This is a genomic window from Caenispirillum salinarum AK4 (assembly GCF_000315795.1).
Lineage (GTDB): Bacteria > Pseudomonadota > Alphaproteobacteria > Rhodospirillales > Rhodospirillaceae > Caenispirillum > Caenispirillum salinarum.
Genome location: NZ_ANHY01000015.1, coordinates 73,605 through 89,418, shown reverse-complemented (window position 1 = coordinate 89,418; position 15,814 = coordinate 73,605). Strand labels below are relative to the sequence as shown.

The following is a 15,814-nucleotide window of genomic DNA, read 5'->3' as shown; positions in this document are numbered from 1 at the left end:
CGGCGACGTGCCCCCCTCCCCGCCCCTCGGCGGAGCATGTATCGGTCCGTCAGTTGGAGCCGACGGCCTCCGGCGTCTGGCCGGCGTTGCCGGCTTCCGCCTTTTCCAGGCTGGTCAGCCCCAGGCGCGAGGCCGCCACCACCGCACCCGTGCGGTTGGAAACGTTCAGCGCCTTGAGGATCGCCGTGACGTGCAGCTTCACCGTGCCTTCCGACAGGTTGAGGATGCGCGCGATTTCCTTGTTGGACTTGCCCTGCCCCAGCAGCGCCAGCACCTCGCGCTGGCGCGGGGTCAGGGGTGTCGCGTCCAGGCTGAGGTCGGGACCGGCCATGGCATCGCGGCCGGTGACCGCGTTCTCGTCGATCAGCGCCGGCGGCAGGTAGACGCCGCCGGACATGACAAGCCGCAGCGCCGACAGCATCACCTTGCTGCTGCTCGTCTTCGGAATGAAGCCGGCCGCCCCCAGCCGCACGGCTTCCAGCACAAGGCGCCGGTCCTCCGACGCCGACAGGATCACAACCGGAACCTTGGGCAGGCGACGCTTGACGGCGCCCAGTCCCTCGCTCCACGGCATGCCCGGCATCACCAGGTCCAGCAGCACCAGGTCCAGGTCATCTTCCTGGTTCGTGATTTCCAGCGTCTGGTCATAGCTGGACGCCTCGATCACCGTCAGGTCGGGACCAAGGTCGCTCAGCACCAGCCGCAGGCCGTCGCGGAACAGCTCGTGGTCGTCAGCGATCAGGATCTTCAATCCGCTTCCCCTCACAGCATTGCCGCGCGTCCGTCGCGCGGGCACCGACGCCGCCGGCCCCGTGCCCGTCAGCCGGACGCCCCACCCCACAGGAGCGCTCCGCGATGCGGCAGCGTATGACCGTCTACGTCTTTGGACGGTTCAAGTCTACGCCTTCCAGTCCAAGATTGCGACCCCTAATGGCGGGTTTACGCACCGCAGCAACGTCCCGCCGAAGGCGGCCGGGAGACTTTCCGGCGGAAGACAACACAGGCGCGAATCGATGCGCAAGGGACAGTGCTTTGGTCTTATGACGTAAGCAAAAGCAGGAAAAAGCGACGTTGACATACGGAAGAATATATCCGATCCACGATAATGGAGGTGGGTACCTGATCAAAAGAATCGGGACCATGACCGCCAGCAAGAGCGCCGAACCTTTACGCTCGACACCGGCAGAAGCCGGATCGCCGTGGGATCGCGCCGGGGGAGGAGGTTTTTCGTCCATGGCACCCAGGGACGGGGCCCGCACGCCGTTCACCCGCCTTGCCGCCGGAGGCAGGCCGGGTTGCGATGCCCAGACGCTGCAGGCCCTCATCGACAACCTGCCGTCGGGCGTGACGTTCTTCGGGCCCAATCTGGAGCTGATCGCCTGCAACGACCGGTTCCGCGCGTTGCTCGACCTGCCCGAGTCGCTTTTTGTCGACGGCATGCCGACACTGGTCACCCTGGCCCGGCACTTGGCGGCCCGCGGCGAATACGGCGACGGCGACCCCGAGATCCAGGCCCACGAGGTGATCGAGCGCTACCGCGAGATGCGCCCGCACGTCTACGAGCGCACCCGCCCCGACGGAACCGTGCTGGAGGTGCGCGGGGCGCCGCTGGCGCAGGGCGGTTTCGTCACCACCTACACCGACATCACCGACCGCAAGCGCGCCGAAGAGGAAGCGAAGCGCTACGCCTCCTACCTGGGCGCGGTGCTCGACAGCATGCCGCACGGCATTTCGGTCATCGACGAGCGGTTGAAGATCATCTTCGCCAACACGCGCATCGCCGAAATCCTCGGCCTGCCGCCCGGCGCCTTCCGGCCCGGCGACCCGTTCGAGGCGGTCATCCGCCACAACGCCGAGCGCGGCGAGTACGGACCCGGAGACACCGAACCCCAGGTCATGCGCCGCATCGACCTGGCGCTGAAGTTCGAACCCCATCACTTCGAGCGCACGCGCCCCAACGGCCACGTCCTGGAAATCCAGGGCACGCCGGTGGACATGGACGGGCGCAAGGTGGGCTTCGTCACGACCTACACCGACATCACCGAACGCAAGCGCGCCGAGGAAGAGGTGCGCCGCGCGCGCGACCTGATGACCGAGGCTATCAACGCCTCCGCCGCCTTCGTGTGGGAACTGGACGCCGGCGGGCGCTACACCTATTCCCTCGGCGCCGAAAAGCTGCTGGGTTACTCCGACGCCGAGATGATCGGCCGCCGGTTCGGCACCTTCCACGAGGACTGCGCCGACAGCAGCGCGGCCGGTGACCCGTCGGCCGGCACCCACGACGCCATCGCCCGCGGCGAGCCCTTCAAGAACGTGACCATCTGCCTGCGCCGCAAGGACGGCACCACCGTCTACCTGTCCTCCAGCGGCCACCCCATTCCCGGCAGCGACGGGCGCCCGGCCGGGTATCGCGGCGTCGACGTCGACGTGACCGAGTTGACGGAAGCCCGCATGCAGCTGGAGCGCCAGGCCCTGCACGACCCGCTGACGGGGCTGGCCAACCGCCACAAGTTCCTGGAGCGCTTTACCCTGGAATGCGAGCGCCAGCGCCGCTGGGGCAGTCCGCTGTCGCTGCTGGTCATCGACGTGGACCACTTCAAGCGCGTCAACGACGGCCACGGCCATCTGGTGGGCGACGTGGTACTCAAGCGCGTCGCCGCCCTGCTGGACGGCACGGTGCGGCGCACCGACCTCGTGGCGCGTTTCGGCGGCGAGGAGTTCATCGTCCTGCTGCCGGAAACCGACGCCGAGGGCGCCGCCGCCCTGGCCGAAAGCCTGCGCACCCGCATCCGCGCCGAGCCCGTGCGCGCCGAGACCGGCGGGGCGGCCGTATCGGTGACGGTGACGGTCTCCATCGGTGCCGCCACCATGACGGCGCTGCGGCCGCAATCCTTCGACGACCTGATGGAGCGCGCCGACCGCGCCGTCTACCGCGCCAAGCACGGCGGGCGGGACCGGGTGGAGTTCGCCGCCGCCCCGCCCGCCGGCTGAGAGGCCGGCCATGCCGCCGCCGACAATGGATGACACGGCCGCCGCGACCGGCCATCATGCCGACATGAGCCAGTCCGACCGCCCCGACACCCTGCCCGGCGACCTGGTTACCAGCGACCGCGAGGTGTTCGCCAACCACATGGCGCTGATCGCCAGCATGACGCGGGAGTTTTCCAGCTCCCGCGACAGCCAGGCCGTCAGCCGTCACGGGCTGGAGCGGATCACCACCTTCCTGGGCGCCGAGGCCTCCAGCCTGTTCCTGCTGTCCGATGACGGCCGCGACCTCTATTGCGCCGCCTGCTTCGGGCCGGTGGACGTGACGGGAATGCGGGTGCCGCTGGGCCAGGGCATCGTCGGCCGCGCCGTCAAGCGCAACAAGACGCAGATGGTGCGCGACGCGCGCCATGATCCCGATTTCGGCGGCCAGGACATCGCTGAGGAAACGGGCTTCGTCACCAGGTCGGTGCTGGTCGCGCCGCTGTCGCTGGGCAGCGAGCGCCTGGGCGCCATCGAGATCATCAACAAGGCCGGCGGCGACGGCCTGTTCGACGAGCACGACCAGACCCTGCTGGAGGTGCTGGCGGGCTCGGCGGCGCTGGCCATCGACAACTTCCGCCTGACGCAGCGGCTGGTGGAGCAGGAGCGCGCCCGCCACGAACTGGCTTTGGCGGCCGAGATCCAGCGCAGCCTGCTGCCGCGCCCGACCGAGGACGCCTATCCGGTCCACGGCATCAACGCCGCGGCGCGGCTGGTCTCGGGCGACTTCTTCGATATCGTCGACTGCGGCGAGGAAGGCGGCCGTCCGGGCACGGGACGCATATGGTTCGCCATCGGCGACGTCTCGGGCAAGGGGATGAATGCGGCCATTCTCATGACCAAGACGGCCAGCCTGTTCCGCTGCCTGTGCAAGACCGTCGACAACCCGGGGCGGTTGCTGGCATCCATCAACGCCGAGTTGTGCGAAACCGGCAGCCATGGCATGTTCGTCACCATGATTGCCGGGTACCTGGACCGCGAGACGGGCAACGTGGTGCTGGCCAACGCCGGCCACGAGCCGCCGCTCATCGTGCCTGCCGACGGCGGCGCCATGGACGCGGTCCCCGCCGAGGCGCCGCCGCTGGGCATCGCCTCCGACATCGTCGGGCCCGAGGGCTACCCAGAGCATCCGCTGCACCTGGGCGACGGCTCCCTCTACGTCTTCACCGACGGGCTGACGGAAGCCTATACCGCCGCCGAGGGCGACGCCGTGCTGGGAACCGAGGGCGCGCGCCGGCTGATCCGCCGCGTCGCCGCCCTGCCCGCCGCCGACCGCCTGCGGGAGATCCTGGCGCGCGTGACCGTGCCCGGCCGCCCCTTGCGCGACGACGTGACCGTCCTGCTGGTGCAGGGGAGTGCCGCACCGTGAGCCGGCCCGCCGATCCTGCCGCCGCCGCCCCGGCCGCGCCGCCGGCCCGTGCCCGCACCGCCGCCACCGATTCGGCCCTGCTCGCCCGGCTGCGGGTGCCGGCGCGGCCGCCGTCGCTGCGCATCGTCCGCCGCACGGTGCGCGAGGCCGCCCTGGTCGCCGGCGCCGATGCCGCCTGGGCCGACGACCTGATGCTGGCGGTCGACGAGGCCTGCCAGAACGTGGTGCGTCACGCCTACGCCGCCGCACCCGAGACCGGCGACATGGTCATCGTGGTGCGCACGCATCCGCCGTCCGACGACGGGGTGACGGTCGACATCCTGGATTTCGCGCCCGCCGTCGACCCCACCCGCGTGCGCGGCCGCGACCTGGATGACGTCCGACCCGGGGGCCTGGGCGTTCATCTCATTCACGCCGTGTGCGAGGAGGCCGGCTTCCAGCCGCCGCCCGATGGCGCGGGAAACCTGTTCCGCCTCGTCAAGCACTTTGCCAAACCGCCCGTTGACGGGTAAAACATTGATGCTTATGGGGAGATATGACGGCTGCTCGATGGGGGAGAGACTGCATGACCGTTGACATCGCCGCGCGCGGACCCGCGACCGTGGCCGCATTGTCCGGGGAAGTGGACCTGGAATGCTCGCCGGCAGTGCGTCGCGCGCTGCTTGACGCCCTTCGCGACGGCCGGCCCGTCATCGTCGACCTGTCGCTGGTGTCCTACATCGACAGCTCCGGCATCGCCAGCCTGGTGGAGGCCTACCAGGCCGCCCGCAAGCAGGGGACGGCCCTGATGCTTGCCGCCGTGTCGCCGGCCGCCCTGCGGGTCATGCAGCTGGCCCGCCTGGACCGGGTGTTCAACATCCGGCCCACCGTCGACGACGCCCTGGCGGTCCTGGCCCAGTAGGCGGGCCGCGGCGAAACGGCACAAGGCACGAAGGCGCACCCCTATGGCGACGGCAAAGCCCATCGAACGGCTGGAGCGGCTGGGCCGCGGCACCGTGGAAGCGGTGTCGGAAATCGGCTTCGGCGCGGTGCTGCTGGTGCAGTCGCTGATGTGGACCGTCGTCGGCAAGGCACGGCGCCAGCCGGTGCGGATGTCGGCCATCATCAAGGAAGCCATGGAGATCGGCATCCGCGCCATCCCCATCGTCGCCATCATGTCGGGCACCATCGGCGTCATGCTGGCCATCCAGGGCATCTATTCCCTGCGCACCTTCGGGGCGGAGCAGCAGGTGACCTACGGCGTCGCGGTGTCCATCGTGCGCGAGTTCGCGCCGCTGATCACCGGCATCCTGGTGGCAGGGCGCTCGGGATCGGCCCTGGCGGCGCGCATCGGCACCATGAAGATCAACCAGGAGATCGACGCCCTGGTGGTCATGGGCATCAATCCCGTCCGATTCCTGGTGGCACCCGCCCTGCTGGCCGCCGTGGTGATGATGCCGGCCATCACCTTCATGGCGGACCTGGTGGGCCTGCTGGCCGCCGGCCTTTACATCGCCGTGGAACTGGAAATGACACTGGCGGCCTACTGGTCGCAGGTGATCGAACTGGTGCGGCCCATCGACCTGTTTCACGGCCTGATGAAAAGCGTGCTCTTCGCGATTCTTATCGTGATGGTCGGCATCATCAACGGCGCCGGCGTGACCGGCGGGGCGGAAGGCGTCGGCCGGCTGACCACGCGATCGGTGGTGCACGCCATCTCCGCCATCATCATCACCGACATGCTGTTCGTCTTCGTCACCACCCGCTAGAGCCCGTCAGGACACCGCCCGCGCCATGGACCCCATGCCCCACGCCAGCCCCGAGGAGACGCCGCCCCGCCCGCCCGATCCGGCGGCGCGCGACGCCCATGGCGGCGAGGTGGTGATCCGCGTGCGCGACCTGGTCACCCACTACGGCGACCGGCAGATCCTCAAAAACGTCTCGCTGGACGTCCACGCCGGGGAAATCCTGGTCATCATGGGCGGCTCGGGCTCGGGCAAGTCGACGCTGCTCAACCACTTGCTGGGCCTGCTGCGCCCCACCTCGGGCGTGATCGAGGTGCTGGGCAAGGACATCAACACGTCCAAGGAAAGCGAACTGACGGAAATCCGCCGCAAGTTCGGCGTGGCCTTCCAGGGCGGTGCCCTGTTCTCCAGCATGAACCTGCTGGAGAACATCATGCTGCCGCTCTACGAGCACACCGACCTGGACCGGCGCACCATGGAGATCATGGCGCGCATGAAGATGGAGGTCGTCAGCCTGTCGGGCTTCGACGACCTGATGCCGGCCGAACTGTCGGGCGGCATGATCAAGCGCGCCGCGCTGGCCCGCGCCATCGTCATGGACCCGCGCATCCTGTTCTGCGACGAACCCTCCGCCGGCCTGGACCCGGTGGTGGCGGCCAACATCGACGACCTGATCCTGGACCTGCGCGACGCCACCGGCATGTCGGTGGTCGTCGTCACCCACGAGTTGGAAAGCGCCTTCAAGATCGCCGACCGCATCTGCGTGCTCGACAAGGGCAAGGTACTGACCATCGCGCCGGTCGACGAGGTGCGCGCCAACCCCGACCAGCGCATCCAGAACCTTTTGAACCGCCGCACGGAGGAAGAGGAACTCGACCCCGAGGCCTACCTGCGCCGCCTGACCGGAGAGAAGGAACCATGATGCCGACCCGCCGTATCGACCATCCCGCCCGCCCCGCGCGGGGTGACGGAGGCCGCCGCGCATGAGGACGTCGGCCATCAACTACGTCATCGTCGGCGTCTTCGTCCTGGCGGCCATCGTCGGCATCGTCGCGGCCCTGGCGCTGCTGACCGGGCGGACGGGCGCCACCGATTCCTACTACACCATCTACGACAATGTCGGCGGGGTGAAGTTCGGCACGCCCGTCCTCTACGAAGGCTACACCGTCGGCCAGGTGGAGGACGTGGAGCCGCAGATGACCGACGAAGGCACCCGGTTCCGCGTCGAGATGTCGGTGCAGGAAGGCTGGCCCATCCCCGAGGATTCCAGCGCCGACGTGGCGGCCAGCGGCTTTCTGGGCGGCATGATGATCAACATCACCGGCGGCGACAGCCCGGTGATGCTGGAGCCCGGCGCGCGCATTCCCGGCCGCTCGCCCACCAACCTGTTCACCGCGCTGTCGGACATCGCCGGCCAGTTCCAGACCATGTCGGAAGAAACCCTGACGCCGCTTTTGCAGAACATCAACCGCACCGTGGAGGCCGTGAACGGGCCGCTGGCCGAGCAGGCGCCGGAGATTCTGCGCGAAGTGCAGAAGATCACCGAGGAAATGGCCCGCCGCACGCCCGAACTGGTGGGCGACCTGGCCGAGGCCGCGCGCAACCTCAACGAGGAACTGCTGAGCCAGGAAAACATCACCAGCTTGAACAACACCATCAGGAACGTGGAATCCACCAGCGCTGACATGGACACGCTGGGGACCGAGTTGCTGGAGATGCGCCGCGAGATCGCCGGCGTCATCGCCGAGGTGGACAGCCTGGTCGGCGACAATTCGGAAGAGGTCGACGCGGCGCTCTCGGACCTGCGCTACACCATGGGCACCATCGCGCGCGACATCGACAACATCACCTACAACCTGGAAGCCACCAGCCGGAACATGCTGGAGTTCAGCCAGACCATTCGCCAGAACCCCAGCCTGATCCTGCGCGGGCGGGAGACCGGCGAGACCGGACCGGGCACCTTCCAGTGACGGCCGGCGTTTCACGGGCCAGGAACGGCTGAACGGCCAAGAAGAACGAGCAAGAGGAGAGGCTGATGACACCGCTTTCCGCCACCCGCCGCCGCGCACTCGGGCTCGGGCTTGCCGCCGTCGCCGCTGCTGGCCTGGCCGCGTGCTCGGTGGGCGATCCGGCACCGACCGACCATTTCTACCGGCTGAACGTCACCGTTCCCGCCGGCGTCTCCGTGCCCGGTCCGCCGGCCGAGGGCAAGGCGCTGGTGCAGCCGTTCGACGCCGCCGGCGTGCTGAACCAGCGCGCGCTGCTGTGGACGGAAAACGGGGTGGAGCTGCAGCAGTACAGCTATCACTTCTGGGCCGAACCGCCGGCGCAGCTGTTCCAGGAAGCCACCGCCAGCGCGCTGCGCTCCGCCAATGTCTTCGAGACGGTGGTGGAGCCGTCCTACCGGGCGCGGCCCGACTGGATCGTCCGGGGCCGCATCCGCAACCTGGAGGTCATCGGGCCGAGCGGCGAGGAAAGCGCGGTGCGCGGCGCCCGGATTGCGCTGACCATGACGGTCATCGATCCCGACGCCGAGCGCGTGGTCCTCGATCGCTCCTACGAGGAAAGCGTGACGGTGCCGACCGGGACGGTTTCGGCGGCGGCGGCGGCCATCGGCGCGGCGACGGAAGGCATCCTGGCCCGCTTCCTGCGCGACCTGGCACAGGCGGACCTGACCAAGCGGAACGTCCTTCGCCGCAGCACCGACCGCCGCCGCTGACCTGCGCCGCGGATCACGGCACCGGGAAGGGGCTGCGCAAGCCCTGGACGATCGATTCGTAATCGGGCGTGTCGTCCGGGGTGAGCAGCCCATGGCGGACACAGAAGTCCAGCACCACCAGCGGAACGTTGAACTTGAAGTCCTCGGTCTCGCGGATGATGCGCAAGACTTCGTCCACCGGCATCAACTCGAAGCCCGTGTGCTCGCCGTCGGTGGAGCGCGGCGTGAAGTCCTCGGGCAGTTCGATGTCGAAAAGCACCAACGTGTCGGGCTTGAGCCCCGCCTCGTTCTCCATGCAGTAGGTCACGGCACCGACGCTGCGCGCCTTCTGCGCCAGGGGGCGGGGCATGGCGTTCTCCTCCTCCGCCTCCTTGTAGAGGTTGTCGCGAAAGGCCAGCCCCGCCGGCTGACCGCCCCCGATGGTGCTGTCCAGCTTGTCGGGCGAGACGCGCTTGTCGGGCGCCCGCCGGCCGATCCACATGCGATACCCCCCGTCGGCGTCGCGCACGTACCCGGTGGCGTGCACGCCCCAGGCGCGCAGCCCGAACAGGGGGGCGGCCGAGCGGTCGAGACGGAACAGCTCCGGCCCGTGCCAGCTTGTCTTGACGGGGTACAGTTCCTCGCGCAGCGGCTCCATTTCACCGCCGTCGGCCAGTTCCGCCAGTGCCCGGCCGACGGCGGCGGAGCGGTCCTCGGGATCGGTGCGGTCGGGATGAATGCAGACCGCGCCGTTCTCCAGCCGGAAGATGGCGGGAAAGCGCGTCAACTTGGCGGCCGTCCCGTGACGCACCCAGCCCACCGGTGCGCCGTCGACCAGGAAGGGCCGGAACCCCGACAGGTCGTGGGTGTTGCAGCGGCGGATGTGGTGCAGATAGCTCACGGGCCCGTCTCCTTGCGGCATGACCATGGGTGGCGGCGGCGTCCTCCACTGTAGTCGAAACGCCCGCGCGCCGCACCGGATGCAAGGAACGCAAGGGTTGAGATGATCTGTGACTTCCTTGCCTTCCGCGCCATGCCGGTTTATCCGCCGCACCCTAAAGTGTTATACGGAAAAGGCTCGCCGGGCGACGGTCGACACGGCCGCGGCGGACGGGTGCCACGCGTGACTTTTGGACGGATTCTGCCACAATGCTCAACGGTTTCCGGGACGGCCTCAGCGACCGTCTCGCCAGCTTCGGTACGGACGCGGCGGAGGGCTCCGCCGCGGAGGGGGAAAGCAGCATGCCCGCGACCCTGATCCTTGTCGCGCTCGCCAGCATCATGACGGTGCTGTGGGTGTTCGGCGCCTGGTCGGCCGTTGTGCCCGAGGGCGGCCTGGGCGCGCTTGCGGCCGAGGCGGTGCCGGCCGCCCTGGCCGCCGTGGCGGCGCCGCCGGCCATCCTGTGGCTGGCGCTGACGGTGTGGACCGCCGCCGTCACCGCGCGCCGGTCGGAACGCGCCATGCGCGCCGTCCTCCACCACACCCGCCGCTCCACCGAACAGTCGGAGGTGCAGGTACGCACGCTTCTGCAGATGCAGGAAGACAGCCGCCGCGCCCGCATGCTGGAGGGCCTGGACGAGGCGCTGGCCGACCTGCGGTGCAGCCTGGCGCTGATCGCCGAGCGCACGGGCCTGCTTTCGGCCGACGACACCGAACTGGCCTGGGCCCGCACCGCCGCCGGCGACCGATGGGCCTTCGCCAACGCCTTCCTCACGCCATGGGCCTACCAGCCCGACCTGCCGGAAATCCTGGGCGAGCGCGTCGCCCAGGCGCCCGAGGCCGCCGCTGCCCTGCAGACCTACCTGCGCCGCTGGCGCCGCCTGCTGGCGGTCCTGAGCGAGAACGAGGCCGACAAGCTTCTGCGCGAAACCCTGGAAGACGGCCCTGCCGACCGCCTCTACACCTTCCTGCTGCGCGTCGAGCAGTCCGCCGTCGGCGTCATGCAGAACGGCGAGCCGGCGGCGTCGGGCGGCAGCGGCCCGGCCAACGGCTCCGGCCACGGCGGCACCGGACGCGGCAACGGCAACGGCTCCGGCGCCCGCTATGTCGCCAGCGCCCAGGACATGGCCCCCGAGCCCGAGGCCCTGCTCGCCACAGGCGACGGAGAGGCGGCCGACGCGGGCGCCGCGCTCCCGCCCCTGTTCGAGGGCATGGGCGGCGCCGTCGCCGCCCGGTCGGAGCACTCCGGCGGCAGCGGCGATGCACGCCCGACCGTGAACTGAGGCGGGAGACGGCGTGCGCAAGACGCTCTCCGACCCGCCGGACGGTCGTGCCCGCCACGACTGGCGCACCGTCAAGCGCCTGCTGCCCTACCTGTGGCCGCGCGACTCGCTGGAGCTGCGCGGCCGCGTTGTTCTGTCCATCATCCTGCTGGTGCTGGCGAAGGTCGCAACCGTCGGCGTGCCCATCTTCTACAAGCGTGCCGTCGATGCGCTGACGGTGGACGGTACCGTGGCCGACGCCCTGGTGGCCGTGCCGGTCTTCCTGCTGGTGGGCTACGGCACCCTGCGCGTGCTGCAACAGGCCTTTGCCGAGTTGCAGGGGATGGTCTTCACCAAGGTCGCAGAGCGCGCCACCCGCCGCGTCGGGCTGAAGACCTTCCGCCACCTGCACGCCCTGTCCCTGCGCTTTCACCTGGACCGCCAGACCGGCGGCCTGTCGCGCATCATGGAACGCGGCACGCGGGCCATCGACGTGCTGCTGCGCCTGGCCCTGTTCCGCACAGGGCCGCAGATCCTGGAGCTTCTGTTCGTCTGCGGCGTGCTGTGGAGCCTGTATGACTGGCGCTTCGCCGCCGTCACGCTGGCCACCGTGGGCGGCTACATCCTCTATACCGTCGTGGTCACGGAATGGCGCATGAAGTACCGCCGCGCCATGAACGACAGCGACACCGACGCCAACACCAAGGCGGTCGACAGCCTCATCAACTACGAGACCGTCAAGTACTTCGGCAACGAGCGCCACGAGGCCGACCGCTACGACGCGGCGCTGGAGCGGCTGGAGCGCACCTCCGTCCACGCCAAGAACAGCCTGGCGGCGCTCAACATCGGGCAGGGGATCATCGTCGCGGCAGGGCTGGTGGTGATGATGATGATGGCCGCCGACGGCGTCGCCGCGGGCACCATGACGGTGGGCGACTTCGTGCTGGTCAACAGCTACCTCATCCAGTTGTCACTGCCCCTCAACCTGCTGGGAATGGTCTACCGCGAGATCAAGCAGGCGCTGACCGACATGGAAAGCATGTTCGGCCTGCTCGACGCCCCGGCGGAAGTGACCGACCGCCCGAACGCCCCGCCGCTCGCCATCGCCGGCGGCACGGTCACGTTCGAGGACGTGCACTTCGGCTACAACCCCGACCGCGACATCCTGCAAGGCATCAGCTTCACCATCCCGGCCGGGCGGAAGGTGGCCGTGGTCGGCCATTCCGGGGCGGGCAAAAGCACGCTGGCCCGCCTGCTCTACCGCTTCTACGACCCGACGGCCGGGCGCATCGCCATCGACGGGCAGGACATCGCCGGCGTCACCCAGGACAGCCTGCGCGCTGCCATCGGCGTGGTGCCGCAGGACACGGTGCTGTTCAACGACACCATAGGCTACAACATCGCCTACGGCCGCCCGGGCTGCCCGCCAGAGGCGGTGGAGGAGGCCGCCCGCGCCGCCGCCATTCACGACTTCGTCGTGGCCCTGCCCCAGGGCTACGACACACGGGTGGGCGAGCGGGGGCTCAAGCTGTCGGGCGGCGAGAAGCAGCGGGTCGCCATTGCGCGCACCATCCTCAAGAACCCGGCCATCCTGATCCTGGACGAGGCCACCAGCGCCCTCGACACCCATACCGAACGGGCCATCCAGGACAGCCTGAACCGGGTTTCGGCCAACCGCACGACGCTGGTCATCGCGCACCGCCTGTCCACCGTGATCGATGCCGACGAGATCCTGGTCATGGACGCCGGCCGCATCGTGGAGCGCGGCCGGCATGAGGCGCTTCTCTCCGCCGGCGGCCCCTATGCCGAGATGTGGCGCCGCCAGCAGGAAAGCGCCCGGTTGGCCGACCGCCTGGCCGCCATGGACGCCGACGACCGGGCGGAGGCGGAGGTGCTGGCCGAGGGAGCCGGAAACCGGCCCTAGGTGTTACACCCTTGGATGCAAATCGGGTCGGCATGGACATCGGTCTGTGCTAAGGTACTCCATCGGATCGTTTTCGGGGCACCGCGGTCCGGTGGCACGTTGCCACGCCTGGGACGGATCATGGGACTTTTCGCGCGACTGCTGGGACTGAGCGAGGGCAACGACGGGACGGGCCGCCAGGGCAGCGGCTCGGCGCGGCCCCCCGGCACGGGCACCGCCCTGGCACCGGCCGGCGGTGCGTACGGCCGCGACGCCGAGGAACCGGACCCGGGCGATGATCCGCTGTCGCTGGAGAACGTCGAGGCGGCCATGGAAGCGCGCGAGTCCGCGCACGGGCGGGCCGCCCGGCAGAAAGTGATGAGCGCGCTCGACGACGAGGAGCAGGCCAGGAAGCTTGTCGGTGCCATCCGCCGCATCATGCGCGAGGGCGGTGATCGCTGACAAATGTTGCGCCGCCCCGGGTGACGGGTATTGTAGGGACGCGTCTTCGGGCGCATGGAATTTGTGGGTTCAAGCAGGCGACCATGTCCGATCATCAAGACGTCGCGATCCTGAAACGGGAACTTCTGGGGCTGTTCCAGCACATCCAGAAGATCCGCAAGGAGATCGCCTCCATCCGCCGCCCCGGCCAGCCGGACAAGGACCACTTCTCCAAGATGTCGGATGAGTTGGACGCCATCGTCAGTGCGACGGCGGGCGCCACCGACACCATCCTGGAGACGGTGGAGGAGATGGAGGACCTGATCGACAAGATCCGTCCCATGGTCGCCAACGCCGAGGGCCGGGCGCTGCTGGACACTTTCCCGGAAAAGAGCGGCCAGATTTTCGAGGCCTGCGCCTTCCAGGACATCACCGGCCAGCGCATCACCAAGGTCGTCAACTCGCTCCAGTACGTGGAAGAGCGCGTCAACGCGCTGATCTCCATCTGGGGCGAGAACCAGATCGCCAGCGAGGCGACCGAAGACGGCAACAAGCCGGTCGACGAGTACAAGCAGTACCTCAACGGCCCCCAGCTTGCCGGCGAGGGCGTCAGCCAGGCCGACGTGGACGCCATGTTCAGCGACAAGCCGGCCAAGCCCGGCCTGCCGACGCAGCCGCCCGCCCAGACACCGCCGCAGCAGAAGGCCGCGCCGCCCAAGCCCGCCCAGGCGGCCCCGCCACAAAAGCCGGCACCGGCCAAGCCGGCCGCGCCGCCGCAGCCGCAGCCCAAGCCCCCGGCCAAGCCGCAACAGGCCGCCAAGCCGGCGCCGAAGCCCGAGCCCAAGCCGGCGCCGAAGCCCGAGCCCAAGAAGGACGAGGGCGGCGACGACAGCGGCAGCACCTTCTCGCAGGACGACATCGACAAGCTTTTCGGCTGATCGCGGCCGGTCCGGCGCTCAGTCGATGCATGTTCCCCTTCATCCCCGGCGCATTTTGCGGTAAGAGGGGGCCGCCGTCGACGCGGGGTCGGCGGTGCCCGAGACACACGCCTTAGCGGAGACATCAACCGTGAACACGCTTTCTAGCTGGATCGTCGGCATTCTCATGGTCGTGATGGGCCTGCTCGGTCTGCTGTTCACGTCGCGGGCCGAGGATACCGACGCGGCGATCATGGGCATCATCATGTTCGGCTTCGCGGTGTTCTTCGTCTTCCGCCTGATCGTCAACGGCGGCCGGGACGACTGATCCGCGCCTGCACGGCGGGTCGGGGCCGGTTGCATCCTTTGCGCATGCCGCTGAAGGCGGGCCCTCATGACCGGCGACTGGACTCCCGACTCCTATCTTGATTTCGCAGCGCCGCGCCTGCGCCCGGCCGTCGACCTGCTGGCGCGCATCCCCTTGGCGGCGCCCGATGCAATCGTCGATCTGGGGTGCGGCACCGGCACGGCCACCGGCCTTCTCGCCGCGCGATGGCCGGCGGCGCAGCTGACCGGCGTCGATGCCTCGCCCGCCATGCTGGAGGCCGCGCGGGCAGAGGGACCGGCGGGCGTGCACTGGCTTCGCGCCGATATCGCGGCCTGGGCCGCCGACGCGGCCGGACCGGCGGTCGACCTGATCTTCTCCAACGCGGCCCTGCATTGGCTGGACGACCACGGCACACTGCTGCCGACGCTTCTCCGGCGGCTGCGGCCCGGCGGCGTGCTGGCCGTGCAGATGCCCGCAAACCACACCGAGCCCAGCCACACCGCGCTGTTCGACCTCGCCCGCGATCGCCGCTGGGCCGACCGGCTGCGCCCGCTCTGCCGCACGGCGCCCGTGTGGACGCCGGCGGAGTACCATCGGCTTCTGGCGCCGCTGACGGGCGGCGGCCTCGATATCTGGCAGACGCAGTACCTGCACGTTCTGGAGGGGCCCGATCCGGTGGCCCGCTGGACCGACAGCACCATCGTCCGGCCGCTGGCCGCGGCGCTCACGCCCGACGAGGCGGCGGACCTGCGGGCTGCCTACGCGGCGGCCCAGCGTGCGGCCTATCCGCCAGAGGCGGACGGCCGGACGCTGTTTCCCTTCCGCAGGCTGTTCCTGGTGGCGCGCCCGTAGGGCCCGCCGGCCCGCCCCGTCAGCGGCGGCGGGCTGCGCCCATGGCGGCGGCCAGGAAGGGGTTGGCGGCGCCGGCCATGTCCAGCCAGGGCCGCCACGCCGCTTCCATCATGCCCCACCACAGGCCGAACGGGTCCATGCCGGCGCGCGCATGGGCCGAGCCGCCGGGCGCCGGCAGGGCGGCGAGCGCCAGCGCGGCCGGGTTGCTGAGCAGCGCGGCGGCGGCGTGGCCCAGCGTCGGCGTGGCGATGAAGGTGATGCCCACCGCCTCGCGGCCGTCGTCGGTCTCGCGGCGAACGATCTCCACGTCCAGGTTGGGCAGGCGTCCGGTCAGGCGGGTGGTGGTCACGAGT

At 69.6% G+C, this 15,814-nt stretch carries 17 protein-coding genes; 14 read left to right on the top strand and 3 right to left on the bottom strand.

Annotated features, from left to right (window positions below; genetic code table 11):
* Nucleotides 1-49: 49 nt before the first annotated feature.
* Complete coding sequence (locus C882_RS15050; RefSeq protein ID WP_009541495.1) at nt 50-751, bottom strand: LuxR C-terminal-related transcriptional regulator; 702 nt, start codon at nt 749-751, stop codon at nt 50-52.
* 482 nt (nt 752-1,233) lie between these two features.
* Between C882_RS15050 and C882_RS15045 the strand changes: the two genes are divergently transcribed.
* The 8 genes from C882_RS15045 (at nt 1,234) to C882_RS15010 (ending at nt 8,839) form a co-directional block, all read left to right on the top strand.
* The gene (locus tag C882_RS15045; protein WP_009541494.1) at nt 1,234-2,991 is read left to right on the top strand and encodes a PAS-domain containing protein; all 1,758 of its coding nucleotides are present in this window, start codon (nt 1,234-1,236) and stop codon (nt 2,989-2,991) included.
* Between the two features lie 10 nt (nt 2,992-3,001).
* Nucleotides 3,002-4,396 (top strand): PP2C family protein-serine/threonine phosphatase, encoded by a 1,395-nt coding sequence (locus tag C882_RS15040; RefSeq protein ID WP_083875928.1) that lies wholly within the window; start codon nt 3,002-3,004, stop codon nt 4,394-4,396.
* A complete protein-coding gene (locus C882_RS25055) occupies nt 4,393-4,908 on the top strand; it encodes an ATP-binding protein (protein WP_009541493.1) in 516 nt (171 codons plus the stop codon). The genes C882_RS15040 and C882_RS25055 overlap by 4 nt, the downstream gene beginning before the upstream one ends.
* Nucleotides 4,909-4,961: 53 nt before the next feature.
* Nucleotides 4,962-5,297 (top strand): STAS domain-containing protein, encoded by a 336-nt coding sequence (locus C882_RS15030; protein ID WP_009541492.1) that lies wholly within the window; start codon nt 4,962-4,964, stop codon nt 5,295-5,297.
* Between the two features lie 43 nt (nt 5,298-5,340).
* Nucleotides 5,341-6,144 (top strand): MlaE family ABC transporter permease, encoded by an 804-nt coding sequence (locus C882_RS15025; RefSeq protein WP_009541491.1) that lies wholly within the window; start codon nt 5,341-5,343, stop codon nt 6,142-6,144.
* A 25-nt stretch (nt 6,145-6,169) separates the two neighbouring features.
* Nucleotides 6,170-7,042 carry an ABC transporter ATP-binding protein gene (locus tag C882_RS15020; protein WP_009541490.1) on the top strand — a complete coding sequence of 291 codons (873 nt, stop codon included), beginning with the start codon at nt 6,170-6,172 and terminating at the stop codon, nt 7,040-7,042.
* A gap of 61 nt (nt 7,043-7,103) precedes the next feature.
* The gene (locus tag C882_RS15015; RefSeq protein WP_009541489.1) at nt 7,104-8,090 is read left to right on the top strand and encodes an MlaD family protein; all 987 of its coding nucleotides are present in this window, start codon (nt 7,104-7,106) and stop codon (nt 8,088-8,090) included.
* Between the two features lie 65 nt (nt 8,091-8,155).
* On the top strand, nt 8,156-8,839 hold the full coding sequence (locus C882_RS15010) for an ABC-type transport auxiliary lipoprotein family protein (protein WP_009541488.1): 684 nt from the start codon (nt 8,156-8,158) through the stop codon (nt 8,837-8,839).
* Between the two features lie 13 nt (nt 8,840-8,852).
* Here the strand turns inward: C882_RS15010 and C882_RS15005 are convergent, their stop codons facing one another.
* Nucleotides 8,853-9,719 (bottom strand): DUF4743 domain-containing protein, encoded by an 867-nt coding sequence (locus tag C882_RS15005; RefSeq protein WP_009541487.1) that lies wholly within the window; start codon nt 9,717-9,719, stop codon nt 8,853-8,855.
* Between the two features lie 341 nt (nt 9,720-10,060).
* Between C882_RS15005 and C882_RS15000 the strand changes: the two genes are divergently transcribed.
* The 6 genes from C882_RS15000 to C882_RS14980 all read left to right on the top strand — a co-directional run bounded on the left by C882_RS15000 (nt 10,061) and on the right by C882_RS14980 (nt 15,461).
* The gene (locus C882_RS15000; protein WP_152415356.1) at nt 10,061-11,041 is read left to right on the top strand and encodes a hypothetical protein; all 981 of its coding nucleotides are present in this window, start codon (nt 10,061-10,063) and stop codon (nt 11,039-11,041) included.
* Nucleotides 11,042-11,054: 13 nt separating this feature from the next.
* Nucleotides 11,055-12,944: an ABCB family ABC transporter ATP-binding protein/permease gene (locus tag C882_RS14995; RefSeq protein ID WP_009541485.1), complete on the top strand. Its 1,890-nt coding sequence runs from the start codon at nt 11,055-11,057 to the stop codon at nt 12,942-12,944.
* A 120-nt stretch (nt 12,945-13,064) separates the two neighbouring features.
* Nucleotides 13,065-13,385 (top strand): hypothetical protein, encoded by a 321-nt coding sequence (locus tag C882_RS14990; protein WP_009541484.1) that lies wholly within the window; start codon nt 13,065-13,067, stop codon nt 13,383-13,385.
* Nucleotides 13,386-13,468: 83 nt separating this feature from the next.
* Nucleotides 13,469-14,302: a protein phosphatase CheZ gene (locus tag C882_RS14985; protein WP_009541483.1), complete on the top strand. Its 834-nt coding sequence runs from the start codon at nt 13,469-13,471 to the stop codon at nt 14,300-14,302.
* Between the two features lie 130 nt (nt 14,303-14,432).
* A complete protein-coding gene (locus tag C882_RS25050; RefSeq protein ID WP_009541482.1) occupies nt 14,433-14,609 on the top strand; it encodes a hypothetical protein in 177 nt (58 codons plus the stop codon).
* Nucleotides 14,610-14,675: 66 nt separating this feature from the next.
* Nucleotides 14,676-15,461: a methyltransferase domain-containing protein gene (locus C882_RS14980; RefSeq protein WP_009541481.1), complete on the top strand. Its 786-nt coding sequence runs from the start codon at nt 14,676-14,678 to the stop codon at nt 15,459-15,461.
* 19 nt (nt 15,462-15,480) lie between these two features.
* Here the strand turns inward: C882_RS14980 and C882_RS14975 are convergent, their stop codons facing one another.
* Nucleotides 15,481-15,810: a hypothetical protein gene (locus C882_RS14975; protein WP_009541480.1), complete on the bottom strand. Its 330-nt coding sequence runs from the start codon at nt 15,808-15,810 to the stop codon at nt 15,481-15,483.
* Nucleotides 15,811-15,814: the final 4 nt, after the last annotated feature.